Here is a 26,600-nt window from a genome sequence, read left to right as displayed (position 1 = left end):
TCAACGCAAACACGAACTATTCGCATTCGCTAAACTCCTGGGCATCCGGCAATCCGCCGACGTCCCTGGAGTGCTCATGATTCGCGCCCGTCTGGCCGGCCTGTTGGCCGCTACCCTGACCCTCGCCCTGCCCGCCGCGCGCGCGCAGGACGCCGTTCTGAACCTGTATTCGGCCCGCCATTACCAAACCGACGAGGCCCTGTACGCCAACTTCACCAAGGCGACCGGCATCCGCATCCAGCGCATCGAAGCGGACGATGCCGGCATCCTGGCGCGACTGAAGACCGAAGGGGCCGCCAGCCCCGCCGATGTGGTGCTGCTGGTGGACGCTGCCCGCCTCGACATGGCGGAACGCGAGGGCCTGTTCCTGCCATTCAAATCCGCCACGCTGCAACAGCGTGTGCCAGCCCAGTACCACGCCGCAGCGGGCCCCCAGGGCAGTGCCTGGTGGGGCTTCTCGACCCGCGCCCGCGTCATCGTCTACAACAAACTGAGCGTGCCGCGCGAGCAGGTGCTGCGCTACGAAGATCTGGCCGACCCGCGCCACAAGGGCAAGGTCTGCACACGCTCCGGCTCCCACCCCTACAACCTCTCGCTGTTCGGCTCGCTCTACGAACGCCTGGGCGCCCAAGGGATGGAGAAATGGCTGGCGGGCGTGGTGGCCAACATGGCCCGCGCGCCCAAGGGCGGCGACACCGACCAGATTCGCGCCGTCGCCAGCGGCGAATGCCAAATTGCCCTGAGCAATAGTTACTACCTGGCGCGCATGATGCTTTCCAAGAAGCCCGAGGACCAGGCAGCCGTCGAGCAGATCGGTTTTGTTCTGCCCAATCAGCGTGATCAGGGCGCACATGTGAACATTGCCGGCGGCGCAATTGCACGGCACAGCAAGAACCGCGAGGCGGCACAACGCTTCCTTGAATATCTCGCCAGCGATGCGGCACAGCGGTATTTCGCCGAGGGCAACAATGAATGGCCCGTGGTGGCCGGGCTGCGCACCGAGAACCCCGCACTGAAGAGCATGGGGGAGTTCAAGGCCGAGACGATTCCCCTGAGCCGCGTGGCCGGAAATATTGCCGCGGTACAACAAATGCTGGATCGCGTTGGGTACAAGTAATTAGCCGGGTATTGCCCGAGGCCATTCTCTGGTTATCATGCGCCAAAGCTGCACAGGATGCAGCGCTTGGTTTCGAACCGGAAAGAGGTGGCATCGTGGCAACCCTGCAAGAACTGATGGCGCAACGCGCCGCACTCGACCAGCAAATCGCTGAAACCAAAGACCGCGAGCGCGGCGAGGCCATTGCCAAGGTGCGCGCCTTGATGAGCGAATTTGGGCTGACCCCGGCTGACCTCAGCTTGCGCAGCGGTCGCACAGCCACCAAGGCGCCGTCCAAAGTGGCCGCGAAATACCGCAACAAGGCCACCGGGGAAACCTGGAGCGGCCGTGGTCTGCAGCCCAAGTGGCTCAAGGCCGCGCTTGCCGGCGGCGCCAAGCTCAGCGACTTCGCCGTCTAAAGCGCGCAATTCCACCCGACACCCGGCCTGGCAGCCTGCCAGGCCGGGTGTCGCTTTTTCTGCGCCTCTAAACTGCGGGCGTGATCCCTCCCGAGTTCCTTCAGCAGCTGCTGGGCCGCATCGACATCGTCGACGTGGTGGGCGCCCATGTGCAGCTGAAGAAGTCCGGCGCCAGCCTCAAAGGGCTCTGCCCTTTTCACGGTGAAAAAACCCCGAGTTTTCATGTCAGCCCGAGCCGGCAGACCTACCACTGTTTTGGCTGCGGCGCCCATGGCGATGCCCTGCGATTCCTGACCGAGCATTTGGGGCTCGGGTTTGTCGATGCAGTCCAGGATTTGGCCCGACGCGCCGGCCTGGAAGTTCCTGACGACCGCCGCAGCGTGGAGGAGCGCGCACAGCAGGCCGAACAGAAGGCGCGGCAGAAGGATCTCAGCGAACTGCTGGCGCAGGCCGCGCAGCATTACCGCCAACAACTGAAGTCCAGTGCGCGTGCGGTCGAATATCTGAAACAGCGGGGCCTAAGCGGCCGGATTGCCGCCCAGTTCGGCTTGGGCTATGCGCCGGCCGGGTGGCGCGGATTGGCGCGCTGTTTTCCCGATTACGCCGACCCCCAACTGGAAGCCGCCGGCCTGGTAATTTCGAGCGAGGACAAGCTCGACGAGAGTGGCAATCCGCGGCGCTATGACCGCTTTCGCGACCGCATCATGTTTCCGATCCGGAACGTGGCCGGCGCCGTCATTGGTTTTGGCGGGCGGGTGCTGGATCAAGGCGAACCCAAATACCTGAACTCTCCCGAAACCCCCGTATTCGTCAAAGGCCAGGAGCTATATGGTCTTTACGAGGCGCGGCCCGCCATTCGCCGCGGCGGTCATGCGCTGGTGGTCGAAGGCTATATGGACGTGGTGGCGCTGGCGCAGTTCGGCATCGGCCAGGCCGTTGCCACCCTGGGTACGGCCTGCACCGGCGAGCATGTCAGCAAGCTGTTCCGCTTCACCGAAGACATCGTTTTCAGCTTTGACGGCGACGCTGCGGGCCGCCGTGCCGCCGCACGCGCACTGGCAGCCTCGCTCCCGCACCTGGGCGAGCGCCGTCAGGTGCGCTTCCTGTTCCTGCCGACCGAGCACGATCCGGATTCCTATGTGCGCGAGCACGGCATGGCCGCCTTCGAGGCCTGCATCGCCGATGCCCAGCCTCTGTCGCGCTTCCTGGTCGAGGTGGCTTCAGAGGGTTGCCGCATGGACACGCCGGAGGGCCGCACCCGCTACCTCGCGCAGGCCAAGCCCTTGTGGGTCGATCTGCCCGAAGGCCTGCTGAAACGCCAGATGCTGGGCGAGTTGGCGCGCCACGCACGGCTGGACGACGCGGAACTGCAGTCGCTGTGGCAGGGAGATGGCGGCGGCCGAACGCCCAGCCCACCCCAGGAGCGTCAGGAGCCCTATGCGGAGCGCGGCGGGGTGGGCGGCCCCTACGCCAAAAAGCCCTTTCGCAATGCCCGCCTCAAGGCGCCGAGCGGCCCGCTCCCGATCGCCAGCCCGGAGGACCAGCTGCTGCGCCTGCTGCTCTTGCACTCGGCCTGGTGGGAGTCCCTCAGCGCCGACGCCCATGCCCGACTGGTCCAGCGCGGCACACCGCACGCCAAGGTCTTCGCGTGGCTGGACCGCCAGGTGATCGACCACGGCGCCCTGGCCTGGGCCGAGCTGCGGCTGCGGCTCGTCGAGGCGCTCGACCAAGCCGAGCTTCCCGCCAGCCTGCCGGCACTGGACCTGGAGCGCCTCGATGAGATGGCCGCCGTAGAGCTGCACCGCAGCGAGATGAACCGGCTGCTGGCCGCCGTCCTGACCGATCACGAGAACCTGAGCGCCATCCTGGGCCGCTCGGCGGTCGCGCTCAGGCCCAAAGGCTGATCCGGGCCTTCCAAAGGGCTTGAATCAGGGCCGAAGGAGCCCCAGCTGATGTGGCACGTTCACGAGCAAAGCGCTTCTTCGACGGTAAAATAGAGGGTTTGCTGACGCCCATAGCGCCACCGCCCCAAAAGGACTTGCATGACCGCCAAAAAGCCCGCCGCCGCCCCTGAAGCCAAGAAAGCGACCAAGGCCGCTGCCGAAGAAACGGTGAAGAAGGCTGGCAAGGCAGCCAAGACCGCTGCCGTGGCGGAGGACGACAAGCCCAAGCGCGGACGCAAGCCCAAGGCTGCCACCGAGACGCCAAAGGCCAAGAAGGTCGAGGCCGAGGAGGACGAAGACCTGGGCGACATCGAGGCGGAGCTGGAAGGCGAGCCGGAAGCGGTAGACGAGCCCCAGGCCGCCGAGGCCAGCGAAGAAGAAAAGGCCAAGCCGCTGCGCATGAAGGTCAGCCGCGCCAAGGAGCGCGCGCTGATGCGCGAGTTCGGCCTGGACGACACCCAGCTGACCGAAGAGGAAGTGGCCAAGCGCCGCCACGAACTCAAGACCCTGATCAAGATGGGCAAGACGCGGGGTTTCCTGACGCATCAGGAAATCAACGATCACTTGCCCGAGAAGCTGATCAACGAGGAAATCCTCGAGGCCATCGTCTCGATGCTCAACGACATGGGCATCGCGGTCTACGAGCAGGCACCCGATGCCGCCACGCTGCTGATCCAGGGCCAGAGCACCGCCGCCGCCTCGGAAGAGGAAGCTGAAGAAGCCGCCGAAGCTGCCCTGTCCACGGTGGACTCCGAGTTCGGCCGCACGACCGACCCCGTGCGCATGTACATGCGCGAAATGGGCTCGGTGGAACTGCTGACCCGCGAAGGCGAAATCGAGATCGCCAAGCGCATCGAAGGCGGCCTGCAGGCCATGATGCTGGCCATCTCGGCCTCGCCCACCACCATCGCCGAGATCCTGTCGCTGGCCGACAAGATCCGCGCCGGTGAGATGCAGATTTCGGACGTCGTCGACGGCTTCGTGTCCGACGACGAGGCCGACGATTATGTGGCCGAAGAAGACTTCGACGAGTTCGACGAGGAAGACGACGACGACGGCCAGGGTGGCAGCAAGGCCCTGACCAAGAAGCTCGAAGAGCTGAAGAACGCTGCACTGGTGAAGTTCGACAACCTGTCGACCCACTTCGACAAGATGCGCAAGGCATTCGAGAAGGATGGCTACAAGAGCCCCTCCTTCAACAAGGCCCAGGAAGCCATCAGCGCCGAAATGATGACGCTGCGCTTCACGGTCAAGACCATCGAGCGCCTGTGCGACATCCTGCGCTCGCAGGTGGATGACGTGCGCAAGTTCGAGCGCGAGATCCGCCGCATCGTGGTGGACAAGTGCGGCATGCCGCAGGAGCAGTTCATCAAGGTCTTCCCGCCCAATGTGCTGAACCTACAGTGGGCGGTGAAGGAGTCGCAGGCTGGCAAGCCCTACTCCGCCGTGGTCGGCCGCAACCTGCCGGCCATCCAGGAACTGCAGCAGAAGTTGATCGACATCCAGTCCAAGGCGGTCGTGCCGCTCGAGGACCTGAAGGAGATCAACAAGCACATGAATGCCGGCGAGCGCGCCAGCCGCGACGCCAAGAAGGAAATGATCGAGGCCAACCTGCGCCTCGTGATCTCCATCGCCAAGAAGTACACGAACCGCGGCCTGCAGTTCCTGGACCTGATCCAGGAAGGCAACATCGGCCTGATGAAGGCGGTGGACAAATTCGAATACCGCCGCGGCTACAAGTTCTCGACCTACGCGACCTGGTGGATCCGCCAGGCCATCACGCGCTCGATCGCCGACCAGGCCCGCACCATCCGCATCCCGGTGCACATGATCGAGACGATCAACAAGATGAACCGCCTCTCGCGCCAGCATCTGCAGGAGTTCGGCTTCGAGCCCGACGCCCCCACGTTGGCCGAGAAGATGGAGATGCCCGAGGACAAGATCCGCAAGATCATGAAGATCGCCAAAGAGCCGATCTCCATGGAAACGCCGATCGGTGACGATGACGACAGCCACCTGGGCGATTTCATCGAGGACACAAACAACGTGGCCCCGGTTGAAGCCGCGATGCAGGCCGGCCTGCGCGATGTCGTCAAGGACATCCTCGACAGCCTGACCCCGCGCGAGGCCAAGGTGCTGCGCATGCGCTTCGGCATCGAGATGCAGAGCGATCACACGCTGGAAGAAGTGGGCAAGCAGTTCGACGTCACGCGCGAACGCATCCGCCAGATCGAGGCGAAAGCCATTCGCAAACTCAAGCACCCGAGCCGCTCGGACAAGCTGCGGACTTACCTGGAAAACCTGTAAGCCCGTCGCCGGCCGCAGGACCGAAGGCCGGGCACTGCCCGGCCTTTTTCATGCCCCCGCGCAAGGCGCGTGCGGAATTACCGGCTTTACACTGAAAGTCCCTCAGCCGACTTTCCAACTTTGATTCGATGACGCAGATCCGGCAACGCGCTGTCGTCTTCGCAGATCTGCGCGGCAGCACTGCGCTGTTCGAGAACCTGGGCAATGCCGAGGCCACCTCGGTGGTGACGCACACCATCGGGCTGATGCGCCAGTCGATCGAAGCCTGCGGCGGACGGGTCGTCAAGACGCTGGGCGATGGCCTGATGGCCGTCTTCGAGTACCCCAGCGACGCACTGAGTGCCGCCGTCGCGATGCACGACGCGCTCGGCCAGCTGGTGGAGCAGGGGCGCCAGCGCGGGGCCTCGCCGGGGCTGCGCTCGCTGCGACTGCAGGTGGCGATGTCCTTTGGTGAAGTGGTGGACATGGCGGGCGATTGCTTTGGCGACGCCGTCAACGTGGCCGCCCGTCTGCTTGACCATGCGGGCGACAACGAGACCCTGGTGACCGCCGAATTCCACGCCGAGCTGAGCCCGGCGGAGCGCACGCGCTTTCGCAGCCTGGACGGCATCAAGGTGCGCGGCCGGGTCGAGCCCGTTCATGTCCACGTGCTGGACGCACCGGTGCGCGACACCGATGGGGCCGCCACCCAGTTTGGCGACGCCGCCTTCTCGCCGCCCGCACCCGATGGCATCCGCCTGACCTGGCTGGACAACGAGCGGGTGTTCGACATCGAGCAGCTGCCCATCGTGCTGGGCCGCAGCACCGAGGCGGCCTTCTGCATCACCGATGCCCGCGTCAGCCGCTCCCATGCACGCATTGACTGGCACGCCGGCAGCTACACGCTGACGGACCTGAGCTTCAACGGCAGTTATGTGCGCTTCGGCACCAGTGGCGAAGTGCTGCCGCTGCGCCGCAACTCCTGCACGCTGCATGGCTCGGGCTCGATCGGTTTGGGCAGTTCGCCCGCTGAGTTGGATGCCCCTGTCGTGCGCTTCGAAGTGCTCCACTTCGCCGATACCCTGCCCCACCTGCGCTGATGTCCGCTTCTCATGACCATGGCCGCCCGCTGACGGTCGGCCTGCTGCTGTGCAATCTGGGCAGCCCCGATGCGCCCGAAACCGGTGCCGTGCGCCGCTACCTGGCGGAATTTCTCTCCGATCCCCGCGTGGTCGAGATCCCGCGGCCGGTCTGGTGGCTGATCCTGCACGGCATCATTCTGCGAACTCGGCCGGCCAAGAGTGCGGCCAAGTACGCCAGCGTCTGGATGAAGGAAGGCGCGCCGCTCAAGGTCCACACCGAGGCCCAGTCCAAGCTGCTGCAGGGCTGGCTGGGCGAGCGCGGGCACAAGGTGCAGGTGCGATGGGCCATGCGCTACGGCAACCCCAGCATTGCCAGCCAGCTCGATGCCCTGCGCGCCGCGGGCGCCCAGCGCATCCTCGTCTTCAATGCCTACCCGCAGTACTGCGCCGCCACCAGCGCCAGCGTGATGGACAAGGTCAACGAGTGGCTTCAGGCCCAGCGCTGGCAGCCCGAGCTGCGCGTCATCAACCAGTACCACGACCACTCTGCCTACATCGATGCCCTGGCAACCCAGGTACGCGCACATTGGCAGCGTGAGGGCGGCCCGCATGCCCCGCTGGTGATGAGCTTTCACGGCATGCCCGAGCGCACCCTGCACCTGGGCGACCCCTATTTCTGCCACTGCCACAAGACCGCGCGCCTCCTGGCCGAGGCCCTGCAACTGCCTCAAGGCAGCTGGCAGGTGGCGTTCCAGAGCCGCTTCGGCCGCGCCAAATGGCTGGGGCCCAGCACCGAGCATGTGCTCACCGAACTGGGCCGCGCCAAGCACCAGGCCGTGGATGTGATCTGCCCCGGCTTTGCCGCCGATTGCCTGGAGACGCTGGAGGAGATCGCCATGGAAGGCGCCGAGACCTTCAAGGCCGCCGGTGGCGGGCAGCTGCGCTACATCCCCTGCCTCAACAGCAGCGAGGCCGGCATGCGCGCCCTGGGCACCCTCGCCGAGCAGCATCTGCAAGGCTGGCCGACCCGCGAACTGCCTGATGCCACCGCCCTGGCGGCGCAGCGCGAACGCGCCCAGGCACTGGGGGCACCGCGCTGATGGCCGACCTGCCCGCCAGCATGCGCCTGGACAAATGGCTCTGGGCGGCACGCTTCTACAAGACGCGCGCCCTGGCCGTCGAGGCGGTCGAGAAGCACCGCGTGGACGTGAATGGCCAGGCGTCCAAGCCAGGGCGCGATGTGCGACCGGGCGATCGCATCGGCCTGACCCAGCCCGGCTGGCGGCGTGAGGTGGAGATCCTGGGACTTTCAATGACCCGCGGCCCGGCCCCGGTGGCGCAGGCCCTCTACCGCGACACCGAGCAAAGCCTGCGCGACGCCGCCGCCGCGGCCGAGCGACGCCGGCTCAGCCCCGAACCCGCCAGTGCCATCGAGCAAGGCCGCCCCACCAAGAAGGACCGGCGAGCGCTGCAGGACTGGGACCGCTGGAGCGTGGAGCTGGATCCGGAGTAGCGCCGGCCCAGGCCCCGGACTTTCCCTGAGCGAAAATCCGCCCCCTTGAATTCCGGCCCGCCAGCCCCAGGTGTGCGCCAGAACCCCGTCCGGCCCTCTCAGTGTGGGCCTTCGTTTTTTTGCGACGACACCATGAACCCCGAGATGCCGACCCCCGAGCAGGACCTGAACCAGGAACCGCAGGCCGCACTGCAGGACCCCGCGGCCGAGATTGACAGCCTCAAGGCCCGCCTGGCCGAGATGAGCGACGCCTATCTGCGCGCCAAGGCCGAGGCCGAGAACATCCGCCGCCGTGCCGAAGAGGAGAGCTCCAAGGCGCGCAAGTACGCCGTCGAGGGCTTTGCCGAGGCCATGCTGCCGGTGCTGGACAGCCTGGAGGCCGCCATCGGCCTGCCCAACGCCAGCAACGAGCAGCTGCTGGAGGGCACGCATGCCACCCGCCGCCAACTGGTGCAGGCGCTGGAGCGCAACAAGGTGGTCGAGATCAATCCGGCGGTTGCCGCCAAGTTCGACCCGCACCAGCACCAGGCCATCTCCATGGTGCCCCTGCCTGCCGACGTTCAGCAGGAGCCCAACACCATCGTGGCTGTGCTGCAAAAAGGCTACCTGATTGCCGACCGCGTGCTGCGTCCGGCCCTGGTGACGGTGGCCGCACCCAAATGAACCTGCTGGCTGCGGGGTCTTGAAAGCCCCCACAGCGCACCCAGATACACCGCATTCCCTCAAAGCATTCAAGGAGCACCTTCATGGGCAAGATCATCGGCATTGACCTCGGCACCACCAACAGCTGTGTGGCCATCCTGGACGGCACCACCACCCGCGTGATCGAGAACGCGGAAGGTGCGCGCACCACCCCGTCCATCATTGCCTACATGGAGGACGGCGAGGTGCTGGTCGGCGCCCCGGCCAAGCGTCAGGCCGTCACCAACCCCAAGAACACCCTGTACGCGGTGAAGCGCCTGATCGGCCGCAAGTTCACCGAGAAGGAAGTGCAGAAGGACATCGACCTGATGCCCTACACCATCGCTGCCGCCGACAACGGCGACGCCTGGGTGGAAGTGCGCGGCAAGAAGATGGCCCCGCCGCAGGTCAGCGCCGAAGTGCTGCGCAAGATGAAGAAGACCGCCGAGGACTTCCTCGGCGAGGAAGTGACCGAAGCCGTGATCACGGTGCCGGCCTACTTCAACGACAGCCAGCGCCAGGCCACCAAGGACGCCGGCCGCATCGCCGGCCTGGAAGTCAAGCGCATCATCAACGAGCCCACCGCCGCGGCCCTGGCCTTCGGCCTGGACAAGGCCAGCAAGGGCGACCGCAAGATCGCCGTCTATGACCTGGGCGGCGGCACCTTCGACATCTCGATCATCGAGATCGCCGATGTCGATGGCGAGAAGCAGTTCGAGGTGCTGAGCACCAACGGCGACACCTTCCTGGGCGGCGAAGACTTCGACCAGCGCATCATTGACTACATCGTCACCGAGTTCAAAAAGGAGCAAGGCGTCGACCTGACCAAGGACGTGCTGGCCCTGCAGCGCCTGAAGGAAGCCGCCGAAAAGGCCAAGATCGAGCTGAGCTCGGCCGCCTCGACCGACGTCAACCTGCCCTACATCACCGCCGATGCCTCGGGCCCGAAGCACCTGAACATCAAGCTGACCCGCGCCAAGCTGGAAGCCCTGGTGGACGAGCTGATCGAGCGCACCATCGAGCCCTGCCGCGTCGCCATCAAAGACGCCGGCGTCAAGGTCGGTGAGATCGACGACATCATCCTGGTGGGCGGCATGACCCGCATGCCCAAGGTCCAGGAGGCCGTGAAGGCCTTCTTCGGCAAGGAGCCGCGCAAGGACGTCAACCCCGACGAGGCCGTGGCCGTCGGTGCCGCGATCCAGGGCTCGGTCCTGAGCGGCGACCGCAAGGACGTGCTGCTGCTGGACGTCACCCCGCTGAGCCTGGGCATCGAGACCCTGGGCGGCGTGATGACGAAGATGATCAAGAAGAACACGACCATCCCGACCAAGTTCGCGCAGACCTTCTCGACCGCTGACGACAACCAGCCGGCCGTGACGATCAAGGTCTACCAGGGCGAGCGCGAGATGGCGCAGGCCAACAAGAGCTTGGGTGAGTTCAACCTCGAAGGCATTCCGGCCGCACCGCGTGGCGTGCCGCAGATCGAGGTCACCTTTGACATCGACGCCAACGGCATCCTGCACGTCAGCGCCAAGGACAAGGGCACCGGCAAGGAAAACAAGATCACCATCAAGGCGAACTCGGGCTTGAGCGAGGCCGAGATCGAGAAGATGGTCAAGGACGCCGAGCTCAATGCCGCCGAGGACAAGAAGAAGCTCGAACTGGTACAGGCACGCAACCAGGGCGACGCCATGGTGCACTCGGTGAAGAAGAGCCTGAGCGAGTTCGGCGACAAGCTGGAAGCCGACGAGAAGTCCAAGATCGAGGCCGCCATCAAGGAGCTGGAAGACGCCTTGAAGGACAGCGAGGACAAGGCCGCCATCGAAGCCAAGACCGAGGCCCTGATGAAGGCCAGCCAGAAGCTGGGCGAGAAGGTCTACGAGCAGGCCCAGGCGGCCCAAGGTGCGGCGGGTGCGGCCCCGGGGGCCGATTTCCAGCAGGCCCAGCAACCTCACTCGGCGGGAGGCGCGCAAGCCAAGCCGGCCGACGACAACGTCGTGGATGCCGAGTTCAAGGAAGTCAAGGACAACAAGTAAGCCCTGCCCGGGCCTCAGACCAGCCCGGGCATGCCGCCCGGGCTTTTTGATTTCTCAAGAACACCATGGCCACCAAGCGCGATTTCTACGAAGTACTCGGCGTCGCCAAGAACGCTGACGACGACGCCATCAAGAAGGCCTACCGCAAGCTGGCCATGAAGTACCACCCGGACCGCAACCAGGGTGAGGACGCCAAGAAAGCCGAGGAGAAATTCAAGGAGGCCAAGGAGGCCTACGAGATGCTCTCCGATCCGCAAAAGCGTGCCGCCTACGACCAGTACGGCCACGCCGGTGTGGACCCGAACATGGGTGGCGGGCGCGGTGGCCCCGAGGGCTTTGGCGGTTTCGCCGACGCCTTCGGCGACATGTTCAACGACATCTTCGGCGGCGCCGCCGGCCGGCGTGGCGGGGGCGGCCAGCGCGTCTACCGCGGCGCCGACCTGTCCTATTCGCTGGAGATCACGCTGGAAGAGGCGGCTCACGGCCACGACACCCAGATCCGCATTCCCACCTGGGAAAGCTGCGGCACCTGCAATGGCACAGGCGCCAAGCCCGGCACCAGCGCCAAGACCTGCGGCCACTGCAACGGCAGCGGCACGGTGCACATGCGCCAGGGCTTCTTCTCGATCCAGCAGACCTGCCCGCACTGCCACGGCAGCGGCAAGATCATTCCCGACCCCTGCGGCGCCTGCCATGGCGCGGGCAAGGTCAAGAAGACCAAGACCCTGGAAGTCAAGATCCCGGCCGGCATCAGCGAAGGCATGCGCATCCGCTCAGCCGGCAATGGCGAGCCGGGCGTCAACGGTGGCCCGCCGGGTGACCTGTACATCGAGATCCACCAGAAGCAGCACGAGATCTTCGAGCGCGATGGCGACGACCTGCACTGCACGGTGCCCGTGCCGCTGACCACCGCGGCCCTGGGCGGCAGCACGGAAGTGCCGACGCTGGGCGGCAAGGCCGAAATCGAGTTGCCCGAGGGCACCCAGCATGGCAAGACCTTCCGCCTGAAGGGCAAGGGCATCAAAGGCCTGCGCTCCAGCTACCCCGGCGATCTCTACTGCCACATCTCGGTGGAGACCCCGGTGAAGCTGACCGAGCACCAGCGCAAGCTGCTCAAGGAGTTGGACAAGAGCTTCCGCGAGGGCGGGGAGCGCCATTCCCCGAGCACCAAGAGCTGGGCTGACCGAGTCAAAGATTTGTTTAAATAAGTGGCCTAAGTCACTGAAAATGAAGCATTCGGGCAACACCCAACGGGCTTGCCCTCTCAAGTTCAGTGGCATTTAGGACGAAGAATCGGGAGGCTTTCGCCTCCCTTTTTGTTTTTCGGCATGCAAATCGACAGCACGATCCACAAGGCCAACGCCTTGGTGATCGACAGCAACGCCAACGCTCGCAGTCTGATCACCGCCCAGTTGCGTGAGATCGGTGTGGGCTATGTTCGGGCGGTCACGCGCGTCAAGGACGCCCGCATCGTTCTGGAGAACGCCCCCTTCGACCTGGTGATCTGCGATTACCACTTCGAAGGTCACGACGAATCGGGCCAGGACCTGCTGGACGAGCTGCGCCGCGAGCAGCTGCTGCCCTACTCCACCGTCTTCATGATGGTGACCGCCGAGGCCACCTACTCCAAGGTGGCCGAGGCCGCCGAAGCCGCGCTGGACGGCTACCTGATCAAGCCCTACACGCTGACGGCGCTGGCCGAGCGGGTGCAGTCGGCACGCCACCGCAAGCGCGTGCTCAAAGGCATCTTCGAGGCCATCGAGGCGCAGAACTTCGACCTCGCCGCCGAACTCTGCCTGGAGCGCTTTCACAAGCGCCAGGAGTTCTGGCTGTTTGCCGCGCGCATCGGCGCCGAGCTGCTGCTGCGCCTGCGCCGGCCTGATGAGGCCAAGACCCTGTACGAGGCCATCATCGCGGCCAAGACTGTGCCCTGGGCCAAGCTGGGGGTGGCGCGGTCCGAATTCGCGTCCGGCAATCTGGCGCAGGCCCGCCGCACGCTGGAGAACCTGATCGGCGAAATGCCCGACCATGCCGACAGCTACGACGTTTTGGGCCGCATCCACATGGAACAGGGCGAGATTGCCGCCGCCCTGGCCACCTACCGCACCGCCGCCGAACTGACCCCGGGCTGCCTGCTGCGCATGCAGCGCTCGGGCACCCTGTCCTTCTACGCCGGCGAGCGCAACGAGGCGCTCAAGACCCTGGAACGCACCATCGCCTCGGGCCTGCGCTCCAAGCTCTTCGACATGTACACCCTGGTGCTGGTGGCCCTGATGCGCTATGACAAGCGCGACGCCAAAGGCATCAAGCACACCCTGGATTCGCTGCACCGGCAGATCGAGCGCGTGCCCGATTCGCCCCGCCTGCTGCGGCTGCAAACCGCCATTCAGGCTCTGCAGGCCATGCTGGAAAAGCGCAGTGCCGACGCCCTGACGAGTGCTCGCCGCCTCGCTGCCGAGCTGGACCAGCCGCACGCGGACCACGAGGCGGCCAGCCTGGTGATCGCCGTCTGGGTGCGCCTGGCCGCGGCCGATCTGCGCCTGGAAGAGATGAACGAGATGTTCCAGCGCCTGGGCATGCGCTACTGCAATTCCAAGGCCAGCACCGAGGTCCTGGTCTCGATGGCCGATGGGCACGAGGCCACCGTCCAGACCCTGAAGGACTGCCACGCCCGGGTGTTCGAGATTGCCGAAACGGCGATGAAGCAGGCCTTGCGCGGCAATGCCACCGGCTCGGTGGAGTTGCTGATCCAGCAGGGCGACCAGACCCGCAATTCCAAGCTGATCGACATGGCGATGTCGGTGCTCAAGCGCCACGAGGAAAAGATCGAAGCGGCCGCCACGATGGAACTGCGCATCGGTGAGCTGCAGGACCGTTGGGTCAAGCCCTTGGGCGCCAGCGTGGGCCGGGCGCGCCAAGCTGGCGGCGTGGCGCTGCGCGGCTAGAACAGTTCGCCCTGCCCTGCCGGCCCCGGCGGCCGGAAGCGGCTGAAGTCGTAGTCGAAACGCTGGCGCCCCAGCCTCAGGCGGGCGCAGGCCTTGATGAAGCGCTGGCGCAGCAGCTCGGCCCAGACGCCCTCGCCCGTCATGCGGCTGCCGAAACGGGCGTCGTTGTCCTTGCCTCCTCGCATCTCGCGCACGCGCGCCATCACGCGCGCCGCGCGACCGGGGTAGTGGCGCTGCAGCCAGTCCTGGAAGAGCTCGCTGAGCTCCCAGGGCAAGCGCAGCGGGATGGAGAAGGCCCGCTGCGCACCGGCGGCCTGTGCAGCGGCCAGCACCTGTTCCAGCTCGGGTTCGTTGATGAAGGGAATGGTGGGCGAGACGCTGACGCCGACCGGGATGCCCGCCGCCGTGAGGCGCTCGATCAGCTGCAGGCGCCGTGCCGGGCTGGCGGCGCGCGGTTCGAGCACACGGGCCAGCTCGGGGTCTAGCGTGGTGAGGCTGATGTAGGCGCAGAACAGGCGCTGCCCCGCCAGCGGGGCCAGCAGGTCGAGGTCGCGCTCGATGCCCGCCCCCTTGGTGATGATGGAAAAGGGGTGACGGCATTCGGCCAGGACCTCGATGACGCCGCGCGTGATGCGCAGCTTGCGCTCGGCGGGCTGGTAGCAGTCGGTAGCCGCGCCCAGGCACAGGCGTAGCGGCCGGTAGCCGGGTGCGGCCAGCTCGGCCCGCAGTGCCGCGGCGGCATTGGTCTTGGCGATGAGGCGGGTCTCGAAATCCAGCCCGGGTGAGAGGTTCAGGTAGCTGTGCGTGGGCCGCGCATAGCAATAGATGCAGCCGTGCTCGCAGCCCCGGTAGGGGTTGATGGAGAGCTCGAAGCCGATGTCGGGCGAATCGTTGCGCGAGAGGATGCGACGCGCTGGTTCCTCGCGGATCTCGGTGCGCGGCGGTGCCGGTGCGCCCTCCTCGTCGTCCTGCGGCCAGCCGTCGTCCTCAGTGGCACGCGCCAGCTTCTCAAAGCGGTGCGGCATCGCCGTGGCGGCGCCGCGGCCTTTCAGGCTGGCGGGGGGCTGCAGGGGTTTCCAGTCGCTGTCGCTCATAGGCTGTCCCTCAATGGAAATCACGGCTGCGGGTGGGCAGGCGGCCGAGCCAGGGGCTCAGGTCCACCAGGCGGTGGGCGATCAGATGGCAGACGCCTGCCTCGCGCTGCCAGATGCCCCACACGCCCAGCAGGCGCGCATGCAAGAGCTCGGCGCGGAACTGCAGGCGCACCTTCTTCCAGACGATGACCTGCACCGAGCCGTGCTCGTCCTCCAGGCTCAGGAAGGTGACGCCCTTGGCCGTGCCGGGCTGCTGGCGGTTGGTGACGATGCCGGCTGCGCGCGCCAGGCGGCGGTTGGGCAGGGCCTGCAAGGCCGCGCCATCGGCATAGCCCAGGCCCTGCAGGGCGCTGCGCAGCAAGGCCATGGGGTGCTGGCGCAGGGTCAGGCCCAGGGCGTGGTAGTCCCACAGCACCTCCTCGCCCTGCGGGGCGGCGGGCAGCTGCAGCGGGGCTTCGAGGATCGGTGCGTCCTGCAGCAAGCTGGGCAGCTTGGCCAGGGCGGCGGCGTCCCAGCGCTGCTGGCGGCGCTGGCCGGCCAGATCGGCCAGGGCATCGGCCGCGGCCAGGGCCTGCAGGTCGGCACGTTCCAGGCGGGCGCGCCGGGCCAGTTCCTCGGCACTGGCAAACAGGCGACGACGCGGGTCGGGCGGGGCGTAGGGGCCGCGCGCCCAGGGGTCGTCGGGCTCGCCAGGCGGCGTGGCCTGGGTGCGCGGGCTGCCCTCCCCTTCACGCGCGACCAGCAGGGCGCGTGCGGCGGCCTCGCGCAGGTCTCGTACCAAATGCAGGCCCAGGCGCACCGCACCGTCTTCCAGCGTGCTTTCCCAGAAGCTCGCATTCACGCAGGGCGGGCGCAGCTCGATGCCATGGCGCGCAGCGTCCTGCACCAGCTGGCTGGGGGTGTAGAAGCCCAGGGGCTGGCTGTTCAGCAGGGCCACCAGGAACACCGCCGGGTGATGGCGTTTGATCCAGCTGCTGGCGTAGGTGAGCAGCGCGAAGCTGGCGGCATGGCTTTCAGGAAAGCCGTACTCGGCAAAGCCCTGGATCTGCTGGTAGATGCGCTCGGCAAAGGCTTGCGGGTAGCCGCGCTCGCGCATGCCGTCGAAGAGGCGCTGGCGGAAGGGCGAGAGATCGCCATGGCGCGTCCAGGCGGCCATGCCGCGGCGCAACTGGTCGGCCTCGCCGCCGGTGAAGCCGGCGGCAATCATGGCCACCTGCATCACCTGCTCCTGAAAGATCGGCACGCCCAGGGTGCGCTCCAGCGCGGGCTTGAGCGCCTCGCTCGGGTAGTCGGGCGCCTCCAGGCCCTGCCGGCGCTTCAGATAGGGGTGCACCATGCCGCCCTGGATGGGCCCGGGCCGCACGATGGCCACCTGCACCACCAGGTCGTAGAACACCTTGGGGCGCAGGCGCGGCAGCATGGCCATCTGGGCCCGGCTTTCCACCTGGAACACGCCCACCGAATCGGCCCGGCAGAGCATGGCGTAGGTGGCCGGGTCTTCGGGCGGGATGTCTTGCAGGCTCACCCTGTGGCCGCGCTGCCAGCTCAGCAAGTCCAGCGCACGGCGCAGGCAGCTCAGCATCCCCAAGGCCAGCACATCCACCTTCATCAGGCCCAGGGCCTCAAGGTCGTTCTTCTCCCACTGGATGACGGTGCGGTTCACCATGGCGGCGTTCTCGATCGGCACCAGGCGCGAGAGCAGGCCCTTGGTGAGCACGAAGCCGCCGACATGCTGGCTGAGGTGGCGCGGCATGTTGATGAGCTCGCCGGCCAGCTGGAACAGCAGGGCCAGGCGGCGGTCCTGCGGGTCGATGCCTTCGGGGGCGACGGGCTGCAGCGCCTCGTCCCACCACTGGTGTTCCTTGGCGATGCGCTCCACCTGCTCGGGCGCAAGACCCAGGGCCTTGCCCACATCGCGGAGGGCCGAGCGCGGCCGATAGCGGGTCACCACCGCCGTGAGCCCGGCGCGGCGCCGCCCGTACTTGGCGTAGAGGTACTGGATGACTTCCTCGCGGCGCTGGTGCTCGAAGTCGACATCGATGTCGGGCGGCTCGTCGCGCTCGGCGCTGATGAAACGCTCCAGCAGGGTGTTGCCACGCGCAGGGTCGACCTCGGTGATGCCCAGCGCATAGCAGACCGCACTGTTGGCCGCCGAGCCCCGCCCCTGGCAGAGGATGCCGCGGCCGCGCGCGAAGTCGACGATGTCCGCCACGGTCAGGAAGTAGTGCTCGTACTTCAGCTGATGGATCAGCTGGAGCTCCTTGTCGAGTTGCGCGCGCACCGCCGCGGGCACGCCGGCCGGCCAGCGCCGCGCCGCACCGGCCCAGGCCAGCTGCGCCAGGTGAGCCTGCGGCGTCATGCCGGGCGGCACCACTTCGTCGGGGTATTCGTAGCGGATCTGGCTCAGGCTGAAGCGGCAGCGCTCGGCAATCACCTGGGTCTGGGCGATCCAGGCCGGCTCGTAAGGGGCCCCGAGCCGGCGCAGATGCGCGGCGGCATTGGGCTCCAGGCGCTGGCCGCATTCGCGCAGGGGCGTGCGCAGGCGGATCGCCGTCATCACGTCCTGCAAGGGTTTGCGCTGGGCGCGGTGCATCAGGATTTGCGGCGCGGCCACCAGAGGCAAGGCGGTCTGCTCGGCCAGCCAGCGCAGGCGCTGGCACCAGCGGGCGTCGTCCAGCTGCTGCGGCAGGTCCACGCCCAGCCAGGCGCGGCCGCTGAAGTGCTTGAGCAGCCAGCGGCCGATGCCCAGCAGCTCGGGATCACGCGCGCGCCGGCTGGGCAGAGCAATGGCCAGCAGGCCGCCCAGGTGCTCGGGCCGGATGCCGCGCCAGTCCAGCCAGTAGCTGCCCTTGGGCGCGCTGCAGCGCAGGTCGGTGATGAACTGACTCAGGTTGCCGTAGGCCGTGCGATCGGTGGCCAGCAGGATCAGGCGGAACAGCGGGCCGCTGTCGGGCGCGGGCAGATCCAGCCCGGCGTCCAGGCCGCGCAGCTGGGCATCGGGCGCCGCCCGTGCAAACGGTGCGCCGCTGCGCTGCACATCGAAGCGGGCGCCGATCAAGAGCTTCAGCCCGGCCGCCTGGGCCGCCAGATGCGCGCGCACCGCGCCGGCCAGGCTGCAGTCGTCGGTGATCGCCAGCGCGCCCAGGCCCAGAGCCTGCGCCTGCTGCACCAGCTCCTCGGGGTGGGAAGCCCCGATCAGGAAGCTGAAATTGCTCAGCACCTGCAGGGCCGCCTGGGGCGGGTGGACGGTGCTCACGCAAACATCCCATGCAGAAACCAGGCCGCTTCGCCGCGTGCCGCACGGCGCTCGCGGAACAGCCACAGCAGGCCGGCACGCGCGCTGTGGGCCAGGTAGTAGTCGCGGCTGCAGGCCGGGGCTTCGGCATCCCACCAGCCGGCCTCGATGCGCTGCGGCCCGGCCAGCAGGGTCAGCGGGCCCTGGTAGAGCGGCTGCTCGCCCAGCGCGCGCAAGGGCTGGGGCGGGTTCAACAGCCAGCTGGGCTGCGGCCATTGCGCCGGGGCTTCGGGGCGCGCCACGGCGGGCGCCGGCTTGGGCGCATCCTGCCAGGGCTGCCAGCGCTGCTGGCATTCGGGGCGGTGGTCGGACACCGGGCGGGCCTGGCGCACCTGCTCCTTGCCCAGGCGCACGGAAAGCCGCGCCAGCAGCTCATCCAGGCTCTCGCCATCGGCGCGCTGGGCCTCGGCACCGGCGCTCAGCAGGCTGGCGCTGGCCTCGGCCAGGGGCTCTGCGCTTTCGATGCGCAGCCACAGGTCGCTGACCGGCGCGGGCAGGCTCAGGCGCTGCAGGTGCTCGGCCAGCAGGCGCTGCCAGCTGCGCAGGCGCCGGTGCGGCGCGCTGGCGGCCAGGCGGATCTCGCCGCCCGGGCCGAGGTCGCGCGCGCGCATGGCGTCGAACTGCCAGCCGAACTGCAGCTCGGCCGTGCCGGCATGGCGGGCCGCCAACCACAGGCAGGCGGCCTGCAGCAGGGGATCGGCCGCCTGCAGCAGGGCCTGGGCCTGCTCGCAGCGCTGCGGCAGCTCGCGCTTGGCTTCGAACTGCTCGGGGGCCTGGCACCAGTCATGCGCCTCGGCGCCCTGCCCCAGCGCGGCATCCAGCTCGCGCAGCGGGGCCGGCCCCACACGCCGTGTCAGCGCCGCGCGCGGCAGGCGGCGCAAGTCGCCCAGGCGACGGCAGCCCAGGCCATGCAGCAGCGACAAGTGCTCCTGGGCGCTGCCCAGCACGCTCAGTGGCAAGGCCTCCAGCTGCGCGGCCAGAGGGCCCGCCGCGGCCTCCACCAGCTCGCCCGGCGCGGCCGCGCGCGCCAGCAGCAGGGCCGCGCGGCTGTTCGGTGCCCAGGCCAGCGTGGCTTGGCCGGCGCCCACCAGGTCCTGCAACTCGGCCAGCAGGCGCTGCTGCAGGCGCGCGCGGCCACCGAACAGGCGCAGGCTGGCCGCCAGCTCCAGCACCAGGGCCTCCTCCAGCCGCGCCACCCGGGGCGTGAACTGCAGGGCCCACCACACCAGCGCCTCCGGCCAGGGGCCGGCGGCACGCCGCAAGGCCAACCACAGCATGCGTCACCCCGCCGCTTCCAGCTGGCGCGCCCGCACCAGGGCACTGGCCTGCGGAATGGGCAGCACCGCCCGCAGCGTGGGCGGCGGCGCATGCAGCCACAGGGGCTCGTCCAGCGGCGGGCCGCGGCGCTTCAGCAGTTCCACGCGCAACTGCGCCCAATGCGGCCCCGGCAGCACGCGCAGGCGCAGCGGCGCGGCCGAATGCAGGGCCGCCCCGGCCGCGGCGTGGCAGATGAAGACCGGCGCGCGGCAGCCGGCCGCCAGGGTTTGCAGGCGGCGCAGCAGGGCCGGACGTGGCGTCTGCAGCCAGGCCAGGATGGCGCCGAGCTCGTCGGCATCGGCGCGCAGAGCCTGCTCCAATGCCCATTGGCGCTGGGCGGGTTCGCGCGCCTGCACCCACAGGCAATCGCCCGCGCCCAGGCCCCAGGCGGCCAGGCCCTGGGGGTGGGGCTCATGGGGCGGGTCGATCAGCAGCAAACGCCGCCCGCCCTGCAGCAGGCGCGGCAGGGCCGGGGCCAGCAGCCGCCACTCCACATGGCCGGGCTGGGGGCCGACCAGCAACTCGGTCAGGCTCCGCGTGGGCCAGCCGCCGCCGGGCAATTCAGCGTCCAGCAGCGCATGGCCGCTGGGCCAGCAGCGCGCCCGGCTGTGCCCCAGCGCTTGGCCACGCCACAGGCCGGGGTGGCGTTCCAGCAAGGCGGCCAGCGTGGGCTGCAGCGGCATGCCGCCGGGCAGCTCGGCGGGCGGTTCAGGCGCTGGGGGTTCGGTGGACAGGCGCAGCAGCGGCAACAAGGGCAGCGGCAGCGCCCGGGGCACGCCCGGAGCGCGCGGCGCCGGGCCGGAGCGCCGCGTAGCCACGCGCTGGCGCTCGCGCCGCGTGGGCACGCGCAGCGGTTCACCGAATAGATCGAGCAGGGGTGGGGCGAGGGTCACGGTCGAGTACGGAAAGCACCGCACCCAGTCGCAATCATTCGCCACTGGATACTGTGTTTACATCCAGTACTCTAGCGACTCTGAAGACCTTTGGGGAGGCCTTTTCCGCACGCACCAATTCATTCAAGTGCCACCGCGGAACCGGCTTTGCCGGGCCGCTGGTGGCGCCCCCTTGAGGGGGCTGAGGCCGGACACAGACAGCCCGGTGGGCTGGCTGTGCCTGCCGAAGGCCGAGGCCGCTGGCCTCGGCTGGCCCGGAGGGCGCCGCAGGCGCTTCGGGGGTGGGCCAATCAGTACTCCGCACCGCCACCCTGGTAATCCGGCGCCAGGTTCTCGAACTTGGTGTGCATGCGCTGGAAGCCGAGCTTCACCGTACCCACCGGGCCGTTACGCTGCTTGGCGATGATGATCTCCGCCACGCCGGGTTCCTTGCACTCTTCCTTGGTGTAGTACTCGTCGCGGTAGATGAACATGATGATGTCCGCGTCCTGCTCGATGGCGCCGGATTCGCGCAGGTCACTCATCATGGGGCGCTTGTCGGGGCGCTGTTCCACCGAGCGGTTCAGCTGCGAGAGCGCGATCACCGGGCAGCGCAGCTCCTTGGCCAGGGCCTTCATGCCGCGCGAGATCTCGCCCAGCACAGTGGCGCGGTTTTCCTCGCTGCCACCGCTCTCGCCGGTCATCAGCTGCAGGTAGTCGATGATGATCAGGCCGAGTTGGCCGCACTCGCGCGCCTGGCGGCGCGCACGGGCGCGCACCTCGGAAGGCGAAAGGCCGGGGCTTTCGTCGATGAACATCGGCGAGCGGCCCAGGCGCTCCACCGCTTCCATCATGCGGCCCCACTCGTCGTCCTGCAGGCGGCCGGTGCGCAGATGGCTCTGGTCCACGCGGCCGATCGAACCGACCAGACGCAGCGCCAGCTGCGCCGCGCCCATTTCCATCGAGAACACCAGCACCGGCAGGCCCTCGTTCACCGCCACGTGCTCGCCGATGTTCAGCGCAAAGGCGGTCTTGCCCATCGAGGGGCGTGCGGCCAGCACGATCATGTCGCCGGGCTGCAGGCCGGCGGTCATGCGGTCCAGGTCGTAGAAGCCGGTGCGCACGCCGGTCACGTCGTTGGCGCCGTTCTCGGCCAGTTCGTTGACGCGCTCCATCAGCTCGACCATCAGCTTGTCCATGCGATGGAAGCCCTGGCCACTGCGGTTGCCTTCTTCGCCGATGCGCAGGATCTTGCTTTCCGCGTCGTCCAGGATGCTGGTGACGGTGCGCCCCTGCGGCGCCAGCGCGGCCGAGGCGATCTCGTCGCTGGCCGTCACCAGCTTGCGCAGCACCGCGCGCTCGCGCACGATTTCCGCGTAGCGACGCAGGTTCGCCGCACTGGGAACGGCCTGCGCCAGCGCGTTCAGGTAGGCCAGGCCGCCGCAGTCCTCGGCCTTGCCCTGCATCCCCAAGTCTTCATTGACCGTGATGACGTCGGCGGGCTTGCCGGCGGTGATCAGGCGGCCAATCGAGGCAAAGATCAGCTTGTGTTCCAGGCGGTAGAAATCACCTTCTGCCACCAGGTCGGCCGCGCGATCCCAGGCGCTGTTGTCAATCAGCAGACCGCCCAGCACCGATTGCTCGGCCTCGATCGAGTGCGGGGGCACGCGCAGGCGCGCCAGGTCGTCTTCGCGCGCCAGCGCGGGGGCAAATCGGGTGTCTGCGGACATCGGTCGATGATAGGAGCGCCGGCCCACCGCCTCTGTGGACAAGGCTGTGGGCAAACGGTGCGTGAGCGGTGGGTTGCGCGGGAAAACTCCGGGCCGAAATAAAACAAGGCCGGCACCCTTGCGGGCCCGGCCTTGCTTGCGGCACAGCGTGCGGCGCGCGATTACTCGGCGGCAGCGACCACGTGCACGTGGATGTCAGCCACCACGTCCGAGTGCAGAGCGATCTGCAGCGCGAACTCGCCGGTGTGCTTCAGCGGGCCGTTGGGCAGGCGAACCATGCCCTTGACCACGTCCATGCCTTGGGCCTTGATGGCGTCGGCGATGTCGGCGTTGGTGACCGAGCCGAACAGACGGCCGTCCACACCGGCCTTCTGGGTCACGGTGATGGTCTTGCCGGTCAGCTTCTCGCCCAGAGCCTGGGCAGCGGCCAGCTTCTCGGCGGCGACCTTTTCCAGCTCGGCGCGCTTGGCTTCAAACTCCTTGATCGCGGCCTCGGTGGCGCGGCGCGCCTGCTTGGTCGGGATCAGGAAGTTGCGGGCATAGCCGTCCTTGACCTTGACGATCTCGCCCAGGTTGCCCAGGTTGGCCACTTTTTCCAGCAGGATGATTTGCATGGTCGGTACTCCTTAGGCCTTGTGCTGGTCGGTGTACGGCAGCAGGGCCAGAACGCGCGCACGCTTGATGGCGGTGGTCAGCTGACGCTGATAAATCGCGCGGGTGCCGGTCAGACGGGCCGGGGTGATCTTGCCGTTTTCGGCAATGAAGTCACGCAGGGTGTCCACGTCCTTGTAGTCGATCTGCTCAACACCGGCGACGGTGAAGCGGCAGAAACGCTTGCGGCGGAACAGCAGGGATTGTTGGTTGCGCTTGGGCTTCTTGTCCTTGGAGAAGCGACCCTTGCCTCGAGAAATGGCCATGATGGACCTCGTTGATTCGTACTGTGTTGATCAGGTGCTCGTCGGACTCGCTGCGGGGTTCACATCGGTGATGTGGAACACCACCCCCTTGCCGTTGCGCGCTGCGGCCAGAAAGCCGCTCCACAGGGCCGGGCTTTCGCTCGGCAGACCCAGCAGCTGCTGGGCCAGTGGCCCGATGGCGACGGCCCGGATACGCATCTCGACCTTGCGGGGCTTGCCCGCCTCCACGGCTTCGCCGCAGTGCTCGAGGGTCAGATCCAGGGCCGGCAGACCAGCCGGTGTGTAGCGCAACGCCGCTCGCTCCACCCACCGGGCGCTCAAGGTCAGTTCGTTGACCGAGGCCTCAGCAGGCAATGCAGGGGTTTGCAGTCTTGTCCTCCGAAAGCGTCAGCGCCAATTAGGCGGCAGCGGCCTCTTGATTGGCCTTGCGCGATTCCTCGCGCTCGACGGCCTTCATCATGACGGACGGGGTCGTTTCGGCCTTGTCCTTCTTGATGGTCATGTGGCGCAGCACGGCGTCGTTGTAGCGGAAGCCGGTCTCGAGCTCGTTCAGCACTTCCTTGCTGGTCTCGATGTTCAGGCACACATAGTGGGCCTTGGCGAGCTTCTGGATCATGTAGGCCAACTGGCGGCGGCCCCAGTCCTCGACGCGGTGCACCTTGCCGCCGGCGGCGGTGACGATGCCCTTGTAACGCTCCAGCATGGCCGGAACCTGTTCGCTCTGATCCGGGTGGATCAGCAGCACGATTTCATAGTGACGCATGAGAACTCCTTGTGGATTCCAGGAATGGAAGCCTTGAGCGGCGTCGGACGCCCAAGGCAAGGGAAAGCCCGCGAGTATAACGGGCTTGAGGCGGCTGTCCGCCGGACTTACTTCACGCCCGCCAGACGGGTCCAGGTTTCGACCACGGTGTCGGGGTTCAGCGAGATCGAGGTGATGCCCTCGGCGGCCAGCCAGTCGGCGAAGTCCGGGTGGTCGCTGGGGCCCTGGCCGCAGATGCCGATGTACTTGCCGGTGGCGCGGCAGGCATTGATGGCGCGGCTGATCAGGCTGCGCACGGCCGGGTCGCGTTCGTCGAAATCACCCGCCAGCTGTTCCAGGCCGGAGTCGCGGTCCAGGCCCAGGGTCAGCTGGGTCAGGTCGTTGGAGCCGATCGACATGCCGTCGAAATGCTCCAGGAACTGGTCGGCCAGGATGGCGTTGCTAGGCACCTCGCACATCATGATGACGCGCAGGCCGTCCACCCCACGCTTCAGGCCGCGCTCGGCCAGCATGCCCACCACGCGCTCAGCCTGCTTCACCGTGCGCACGAAGGGCACCATGATCTCGACGTTGGTCAGGCCCATCTCGGTGCGCACGCGGCGCAGGGCCTCGCATTCCATCGCGAAGGCGTCCGAGAACTCGCCGCTGATGTAGCGGCTGGCGCCGCGGAAGCCCAGCATGGGGTTCTCTTCGTCCGGCTCGTAGCGCGAGCCACCGATCAGCTTGCGGTACTCGTTGCTCTTGAAGTCGGACAGACGCACGATCACCGGGCGCGGGTAGAAAGCGGCGGCGATGGTGGCAATGCCCTCGGCCAGCTTGTCCACATAGAAGGCGCGCGGGCTGGCGTGACCGCGGGCGACCGATTCGACCGCCTTCTTCAGGTCGGCATCGATGGCCGGGTAGTCCAGGATCGCCTTGGGGTGGACGCCGATGTTGTTGTTGATGATGAATTCCAGGCGCGCCAGGCCCACGCCGCCCGAAGGCATTTGAGCGAAGTTGAAGGCCAGCTGGGGGTTGCCGACATTCATCATGATCTTCACCGGGCAGTAGGGCAGCTCCTGCTGCTGCACCTCGGTGACCTCGGCCTCGATCAGGCCCTCATAGACGAAACCGGTGTCGCCTTCCGAGCAGGCCACGGTGACGAGCTGGCCGTCCTTGAGCTTCTCGGTCGCGTCGTGGCAACCCACCACGGCCGGGATGCCGAGTTCGCGCGCAATGATGGCGGCGTGGCAGGTACGGCCGCCGCGGTTGGTGACGATGGCCGAGGCGCGCTTCATCACCGGCTCCCAGTTCGGGTCGGTCATGTCCGTCACCAGCACATCTCCCGGCTGCACGCGCTCCATCTCGGCCGTGCTCTCCACCAGGCGCACCGGGCCGGTGCCGACCTTCTGGCCGATCGCGCGGCCTTCCACCAGCACCACGCTGTCCTTGCCGGCCTTCAAGCGGTAGCGGTGCTCCACCTGGCTTTGGCTCTTCACCGTCTCGGGGCGGGCCTGAAGGATGTAGAGCTTGCCGTCCTCGCCGTCCTTGCCCCACTCGATGTCCATCGGGCGGCCGTAGTGCTTTTCGATGATGACGGCGTACTGGGCGAGCTCGACCACATCGGCGTCGTTGAGCGAATAGCGGTTGCGCAGCTCCACCGCCACGTCCTCGGTCTTGACCAGCTTGCCCGATTCGGCGCGCTCCTGCGGCGTGGCGAAGCCCATACGAATCAGCTTGCTGCCCAGGTTGCGGCGGATGATGGGCAACTGCCCCTTGGCCAGCGCCGGCTTGAAGACATAGAACTCGTCCGGGTTCACCGCGCCCTGCACCACGGTCTCGCCCAGGCCGTAGCTGCTGGTGATGAAGACCACGTCCTTGAAGCCGGACTCGGTGTCGATCGTGAACATCACGCCGGACGAACCCAGGTCCGAGCGCACCATGCGCTGGATGCCGGCCGACAAGGCCACATGGCTGTGCGTGAAGCCCTTGTGCACGCGGTAGCTGATGGCGCGGTCGTTGTAGAGCGAGGCGAAGACCTCGCGCACCTTGTGCAGGATGTCCTCGATGCCATGCACGTTCAGGAAGGTTTCCTGCTGGCCGGCAAAACTGGCGTCAGGCAAGTCTTCGGCCGTGGCCGAACTGCGCACGGCAAAGCTGGCGTCCGGGCTGCCGGCGGCCAGGGCGGCGTAGCTGGTGCGGATGGCGTCTTCCAGCGCCGATGGGAAGGGCTGGTTCATCACCCAGCCGCGGATCTCGGCACCGGCCTCGGCCAGCGCGCGCACGTCGTCGGCGTTCAGCGCGTCCAGCTTGGCGTGGATGCGCGCATCCAGGCCACCGGCCTGCAGGAACTCACGAAAGGCATGCGCCGTGGTGGCAAAGCCCCCGGGCACGCGCACCCCGCTCTCGGCCAGCTGGGAAATCATTTCCCCCAGGCTGGCGTTCTTGCCGCCGACGACTTCGACGTCTTCGTTTCTTAGGTGCTCGAACGGGACGACCAGGGCGGTCGGCTCAAAGCGTGCAGACATGGAACAACTCCTCGATGGTGAAAAAACCGGGGTTGCCGCAGGGCCGACACGCTGCCACGCGTCATGTTCTGGTTCTGGGGGAGGCAGCGGAACACGGGCAATCT

At 67.5% G+C, this 26,600-nt stretch carries 21 protein-coding genes; 11 read left to right on the top strand and 10 right to left on the bottom strand.

Translation table 11 applies throughout. The features are described from left to right. The first annotated feature begins 76 nt into the window (after positions 1-76). The 11 genes from ACE3QP_RS00950 to ACE3QP_RS00900 all read left to right on the top strand — a co-directional run bounded on the left by ACE3QP_RS00950 (position 77) and on the right by ACE3QP_RS00900 (position 14,001). Positions 77-1,117, top strand: coding sequence for an extracellular solute-binding protein (locus ACE3QP_RS00950; RefSeq protein WP_374432853.1), 1,041 nt, complete (start codon positions 77-79; stop codon positions 1,115-1,117). 11 nt (positions 1,118-1,128) lie between these two features. Next, positions 1,129-1,515 carry an H-NS family nucleoid-associated regulatory protein gene (locus tag ACE3QP_RS00945; RefSeq protein ID WP_374432813.1) on the top strand — a complete coding sequence of 129 codons (387 nt, stop codon included), beginning with the start codon at positions 1,129-1,131 and terminating at the stop codon, positions 1,513-1,515. 80 nt (positions 1,516-1,595) lie between these two features. Continuing rightward, entirely contained in the window at positions 1,596-3,419 is a 1,824-nt protein-coding gene (dnaG, locus tag ACE3QP_RS00940) for a DNA primase (RefSeq protein ID WP_374432811.1), read from the top strand. A gap of 138 nt (positions 3,420-3,557) precedes the next feature. Next, positions 3,558-5,765: an RNA polymerase sigma factor RpoD gene (rpoD, locus tag ACE3QP_RS00935; protein WP_198111442.1), complete on the top strand. Its 2,208-nt coding sequence runs from the start codon at positions 3,558-3,560 to the stop codon at positions 5,763-5,765. 128 nt (positions 5,766-5,893) lie between these two features. Further along, entirely contained in the window at positions 5,894-6,844 is a 951-nt protein-coding gene (locus ACE3QP_RS00930) for an adenylate/guanylate cyclase domain-containing protein (protein ID WP_374432808.1), read from the top strand. After that, positions 6,844-7,926 (top strand): ferrochelatase, encoded by a 1,083-nt coding sequence (hemH, locus tag ACE3QP_RS00925; RefSeq protein ID WP_374432806.1) that lies wholly within the window; start codon positions 6,844-6,846, stop codon positions 7,924-7,926. The genes ACE3QP_RS00930 and hemH overlap by 1 nt, the downstream gene beginning before the upstream one ends. Then, positions 7,926-8,339, top strand: coding sequence for an RNA-binding S4 domain-containing protein (locus tag ACE3QP_RS00920; protein WP_374432805.1), 414 nt, complete (start codon positions 7,926-7,928; stop codon positions 8,337-8,339). Before hemH ends, ACE3QP_RS00920 begins: the two co-directional genes overlap by 1 nt. A 132-nt stretch (positions 8,340-8,471) precedes the next feature. After that, positions 8,472-9,002 (top strand): nucleotide exchange factor GrpE, encoded by a 531-nt coding sequence (gene grpE / locus ACE3QP_RS00915; RefSeq protein ID WP_374432803.1) that lies wholly within the window; start codon positions 8,472-8,474, stop codon positions 9,000-9,002. An 83-nt stretch (positions 9,003-9,085) separates the two neighbouring features. Then, positions 9,086-11,056: a molecular chaperone DnaK gene (gene dnaK, locus ACE3QP_RS00910; protein ID WP_374432801.1), complete on the top strand. Its 1,971-nt coding sequence runs from the start codon at positions 9,086-9,088 to the stop codon at positions 11,054-11,056. Between the two features lie 65 nt (positions 11,057-11,121). Then, on the top strand, positions 11,122-12,264 hold the full coding sequence (gene dnaJ, locus ACE3QP_RS00905; RefSeq protein ID WP_374432799.1) for a molecular chaperone DnaJ: 1,143 nt from the start codon (positions 11,122-11,124) through the stop codon (positions 12,262-12,264). A gap of 120 nt (positions 12,265-12,384) precedes the next feature. After that, positions 12,385-14,001 (top strand): response regulator, encoded by a 1,617-nt coding sequence (locus ACE3QP_RS00900; protein WP_374432796.1) that lies wholly within the window; start codon positions 12,385-12,387, stop codon positions 13,999-14,001. On the opposite strand, the gene ACE3QP_RS00895 is transcribed toward ACE3QP_RS00900, so the two are convergent. The 10 genes from ACE3QP_RS00895 to ppsA form a co-directional block, all read right to left on the bottom strand. Continuing rightward, complete coding sequence (locus tag ACE3QP_RS00895; RefSeq protein WP_374432794.1) at positions 13,998-15,095, bottom strand: PA0069 family radical SAM protein; 1,098 nt, start codon at positions 15,093-15,095, stop codon at positions 13,998-14,000. The two genes, ACE3QP_RS00900 and ACE3QP_RS00895, sit on opposite strands and share 4 nt — an antisense overlap. Before the next feature lie 10 nt (positions 15,096-15,105). Beyond that, the gene (locus tag ACE3QP_RS00890) at positions 15,106-18,351 is read right to left on the bottom strand and encodes an error-prone DNA polymerase (protein ID WP_374432792.1); all 3,246 of its coding nucleotides are present in this window, start codon (positions 18,349-18,351) and stop codon (positions 15,106-15,108) included. Beyond that, on the bottom strand, positions 18,348-19,667 hold the full coding sequence (locus tag ACE3QP_RS00885) for a DNA polymerase Y family protein (protein ID WP_374432790.1): 1,320 nt from the start codon (positions 19,665-19,667) through the stop codon (positions 18,348-18,350). The genes ACE3QP_RS00890 and ACE3QP_RS00885 overlap by 4 nt, the downstream gene beginning before the upstream one ends. 3 nt (positions 19,668-19,670) lie before the next feature. After that, positions 19,671-20,600, bottom strand: a complete 930-nt coding sequence (imuA, locus tag ACE3QP_RS00880) for a translesion DNA synthesis-associated protein ImuA (RefSeq protein WP_374432789.1) — start codon at positions 20,598-20,600, stop codon at positions 19,671-19,673. 290 nt (positions 20,601-20,890) lie between these two features. Further along, a complete protein-coding gene (gene dnaB / locus ACE3QP_RS00875; protein ID WP_374432787.1) occupies positions 20,891-22,309 on the bottom strand; it encodes a replicative DNA helicase in 1,419 nt (472 codons plus the stop codon). Between the two features lie 161 nt (positions 22,310-22,470). After that, entirely contained in the window at positions 22,471-22,923 is a 453-nt protein-coding gene (gene rplI, locus ACE3QP_RS00870) for a 50S ribosomal protein L9 (RefSeq protein ID WP_198111430.1), read from the bottom strand. Positions 22,924-22,935: 12 nt separating this feature from the next. Further along, the gene (rpsR, locus tag ACE3QP_RS00865) at positions 22,936-23,226 is read right to left on the bottom strand and encodes a 30S ribosomal protein S18 (protein WP_198111429.1); all 291 of its coding nucleotides are present in this window, start codon (positions 23,224-23,226) and stop codon (positions 22,936-22,938) included. A 30-nt stretch (positions 23,227-23,256) separates the two neighbouring features. Continuing rightward, entirely contained in the window at positions 23,257-23,547 is a 291-nt protein-coding gene (gene priB, locus ACE3QP_RS00860) for a primosomal replication protein N (RefSeq protein WP_374432786.1), read from the bottom strand. 76 nt (positions 23,548-23,623) lie between these two features. Beyond that, a complete protein-coding gene (gene rpsF / locus ACE3QP_RS00855; protein ID WP_374432784.1) occupies positions 23,624-23,989 on the bottom strand; it encodes a 30S ribosomal protein S6 in 366 nt (121 codons plus the stop codon). 107 nt (positions 23,990-24,096) lie between these two features. Continuing rightward, the gene (ppsA, locus tag ACE3QP_RS00850; protein ID WP_374432783.1) at positions 24,097-26,496 is read right to left on the bottom strand and encodes a phosphoenolpyruvate synthase; all 2,400 of its coding nucleotides are present in this window, start codon (positions 26,494-26,496) and stop codon (positions 24,097-24,099) included. Positions 26,497-26,600: the final 104 nt, after the last annotated feature.

Origin of the sequence: Inhella sp., assembly GCF_041912635.1 — a bacterium.
Taxonomy (GTDB): Bacteria; Pseudomonadota; Gammaproteobacteria; order Burkholderiales; family Burkholderiaceae_C; genus Inhella.
This window is presented reverse-complemented; position numbering and strand designations above follow the sequence as displayed.

Bases quoted from the DNA above. Each gene is read 5' to 3' on its own strand.
- ACE3QP_RS00950 (WP_374432853.1), top strand. From the start codon at position 77: ATGATTCGCGCCCGTCTGGCCGGCCTGTTGGCCGCTACCCTGACCCTC.
- rpoD (WP_198111442.1), top strand. From the start codon at position 3,558: ATGACCGCCAAAAAGCCCGCCGCCGCCCCTGAAGCCAAGAAAGCGACC.
- ACE3QP_RS00930 (WP_374432808.1), top strand. From the start codon at position 5,894: ATGACGCAGATCCGGCAACGCGCTGTCGTCTTCGCAGATCTGCGCGGC.
- hemH (WP_374432806.1), top strand. From the start codon at position 6,844: ATGTCCGCTTCTCATGACCATGGCCGCCCGCTGACGGTCGGCCTGCTG.
- ACE3QP_RS00920 (WP_374432805.1), top strand. From the start codon at position 7,926: ATGGCCGACCTGCCCGCCAGCATGCGCCTGGACAAATGGCTCTGGGCG.
- grpE (WP_374432803.1), top strand. From the start codon at position 8,472: ATGAACCCCGAGATGCCGACCCCCGAGCAGGACCTGAACCAGGAACCG.
- dnaK (WP_374432801.1), top strand. From the start codon at position 9,086: ATGGGCAAGATCATCGGCATTGACCTCGGCACCACCAACAGCTGTGTG.
- dnaJ (WP_374432799.1), top strand. From the start codon at position 11,122: ATGGCCACCAAGCGCGATTTCTACGAAGTACTCGGCGTCGCCAAGAAC.
- ACE3QP_RS00900 (WP_374432796.1), top strand. From the start codon at position 12,385: ATGCAAATCGACAGCACGATCCACAAGGCCAACGCCTTGGTGATCGAC.
- ACE3QP_RS00895 (WP_374432794.1), bottom strand. From the start codon at position 15,095: ATGAGCGACAGCGACTGGAAACCCCTGCAGCCCCCCGCCAGCCTGAAA.
- ACE3QP_RS00885 (WP_374432790.1), bottom strand. From the start codon at position 19,667: ATGCTGTGGTTGGCCTTGCGGCGTGCCGCCGGCCCCTGGCCGGAGGCG.
- dnaB (WP_374432787.1), bottom strand. From the start codon at position 22,309: ATGTCCGCAGACACCCGATTTGCCCCCGCGCTGGCGCGCGAAGACGAC.
- rplI (WP_198111430.1), bottom strand. From the start codon at position 22,923: ATGCAAATCATCCTGCTGGAAAAAGTGGCCAACCTGGGCAACCTGGGC.
- rpsR (WP_198111429.1), bottom strand. From the start codon at position 23,226: ATGGCCATTTCTCGAGGCAAGGGTCGCTTCTCCAAGGACAAGAAGCCC.
- rpsF (WP_374432784.1), bottom strand. From the start codon at position 23,989: ATGCGTCACTATGAAATCGTGCTGCTGATCCACCCGGATCAGAGCGAA.
- ppsA (WP_374432783.1), bottom strand. From the start codon at position 26,496: ATGTCTGCACGCTTTGAGCCGACCGCCCTGGTCGTCCCGTTCGAGCAC.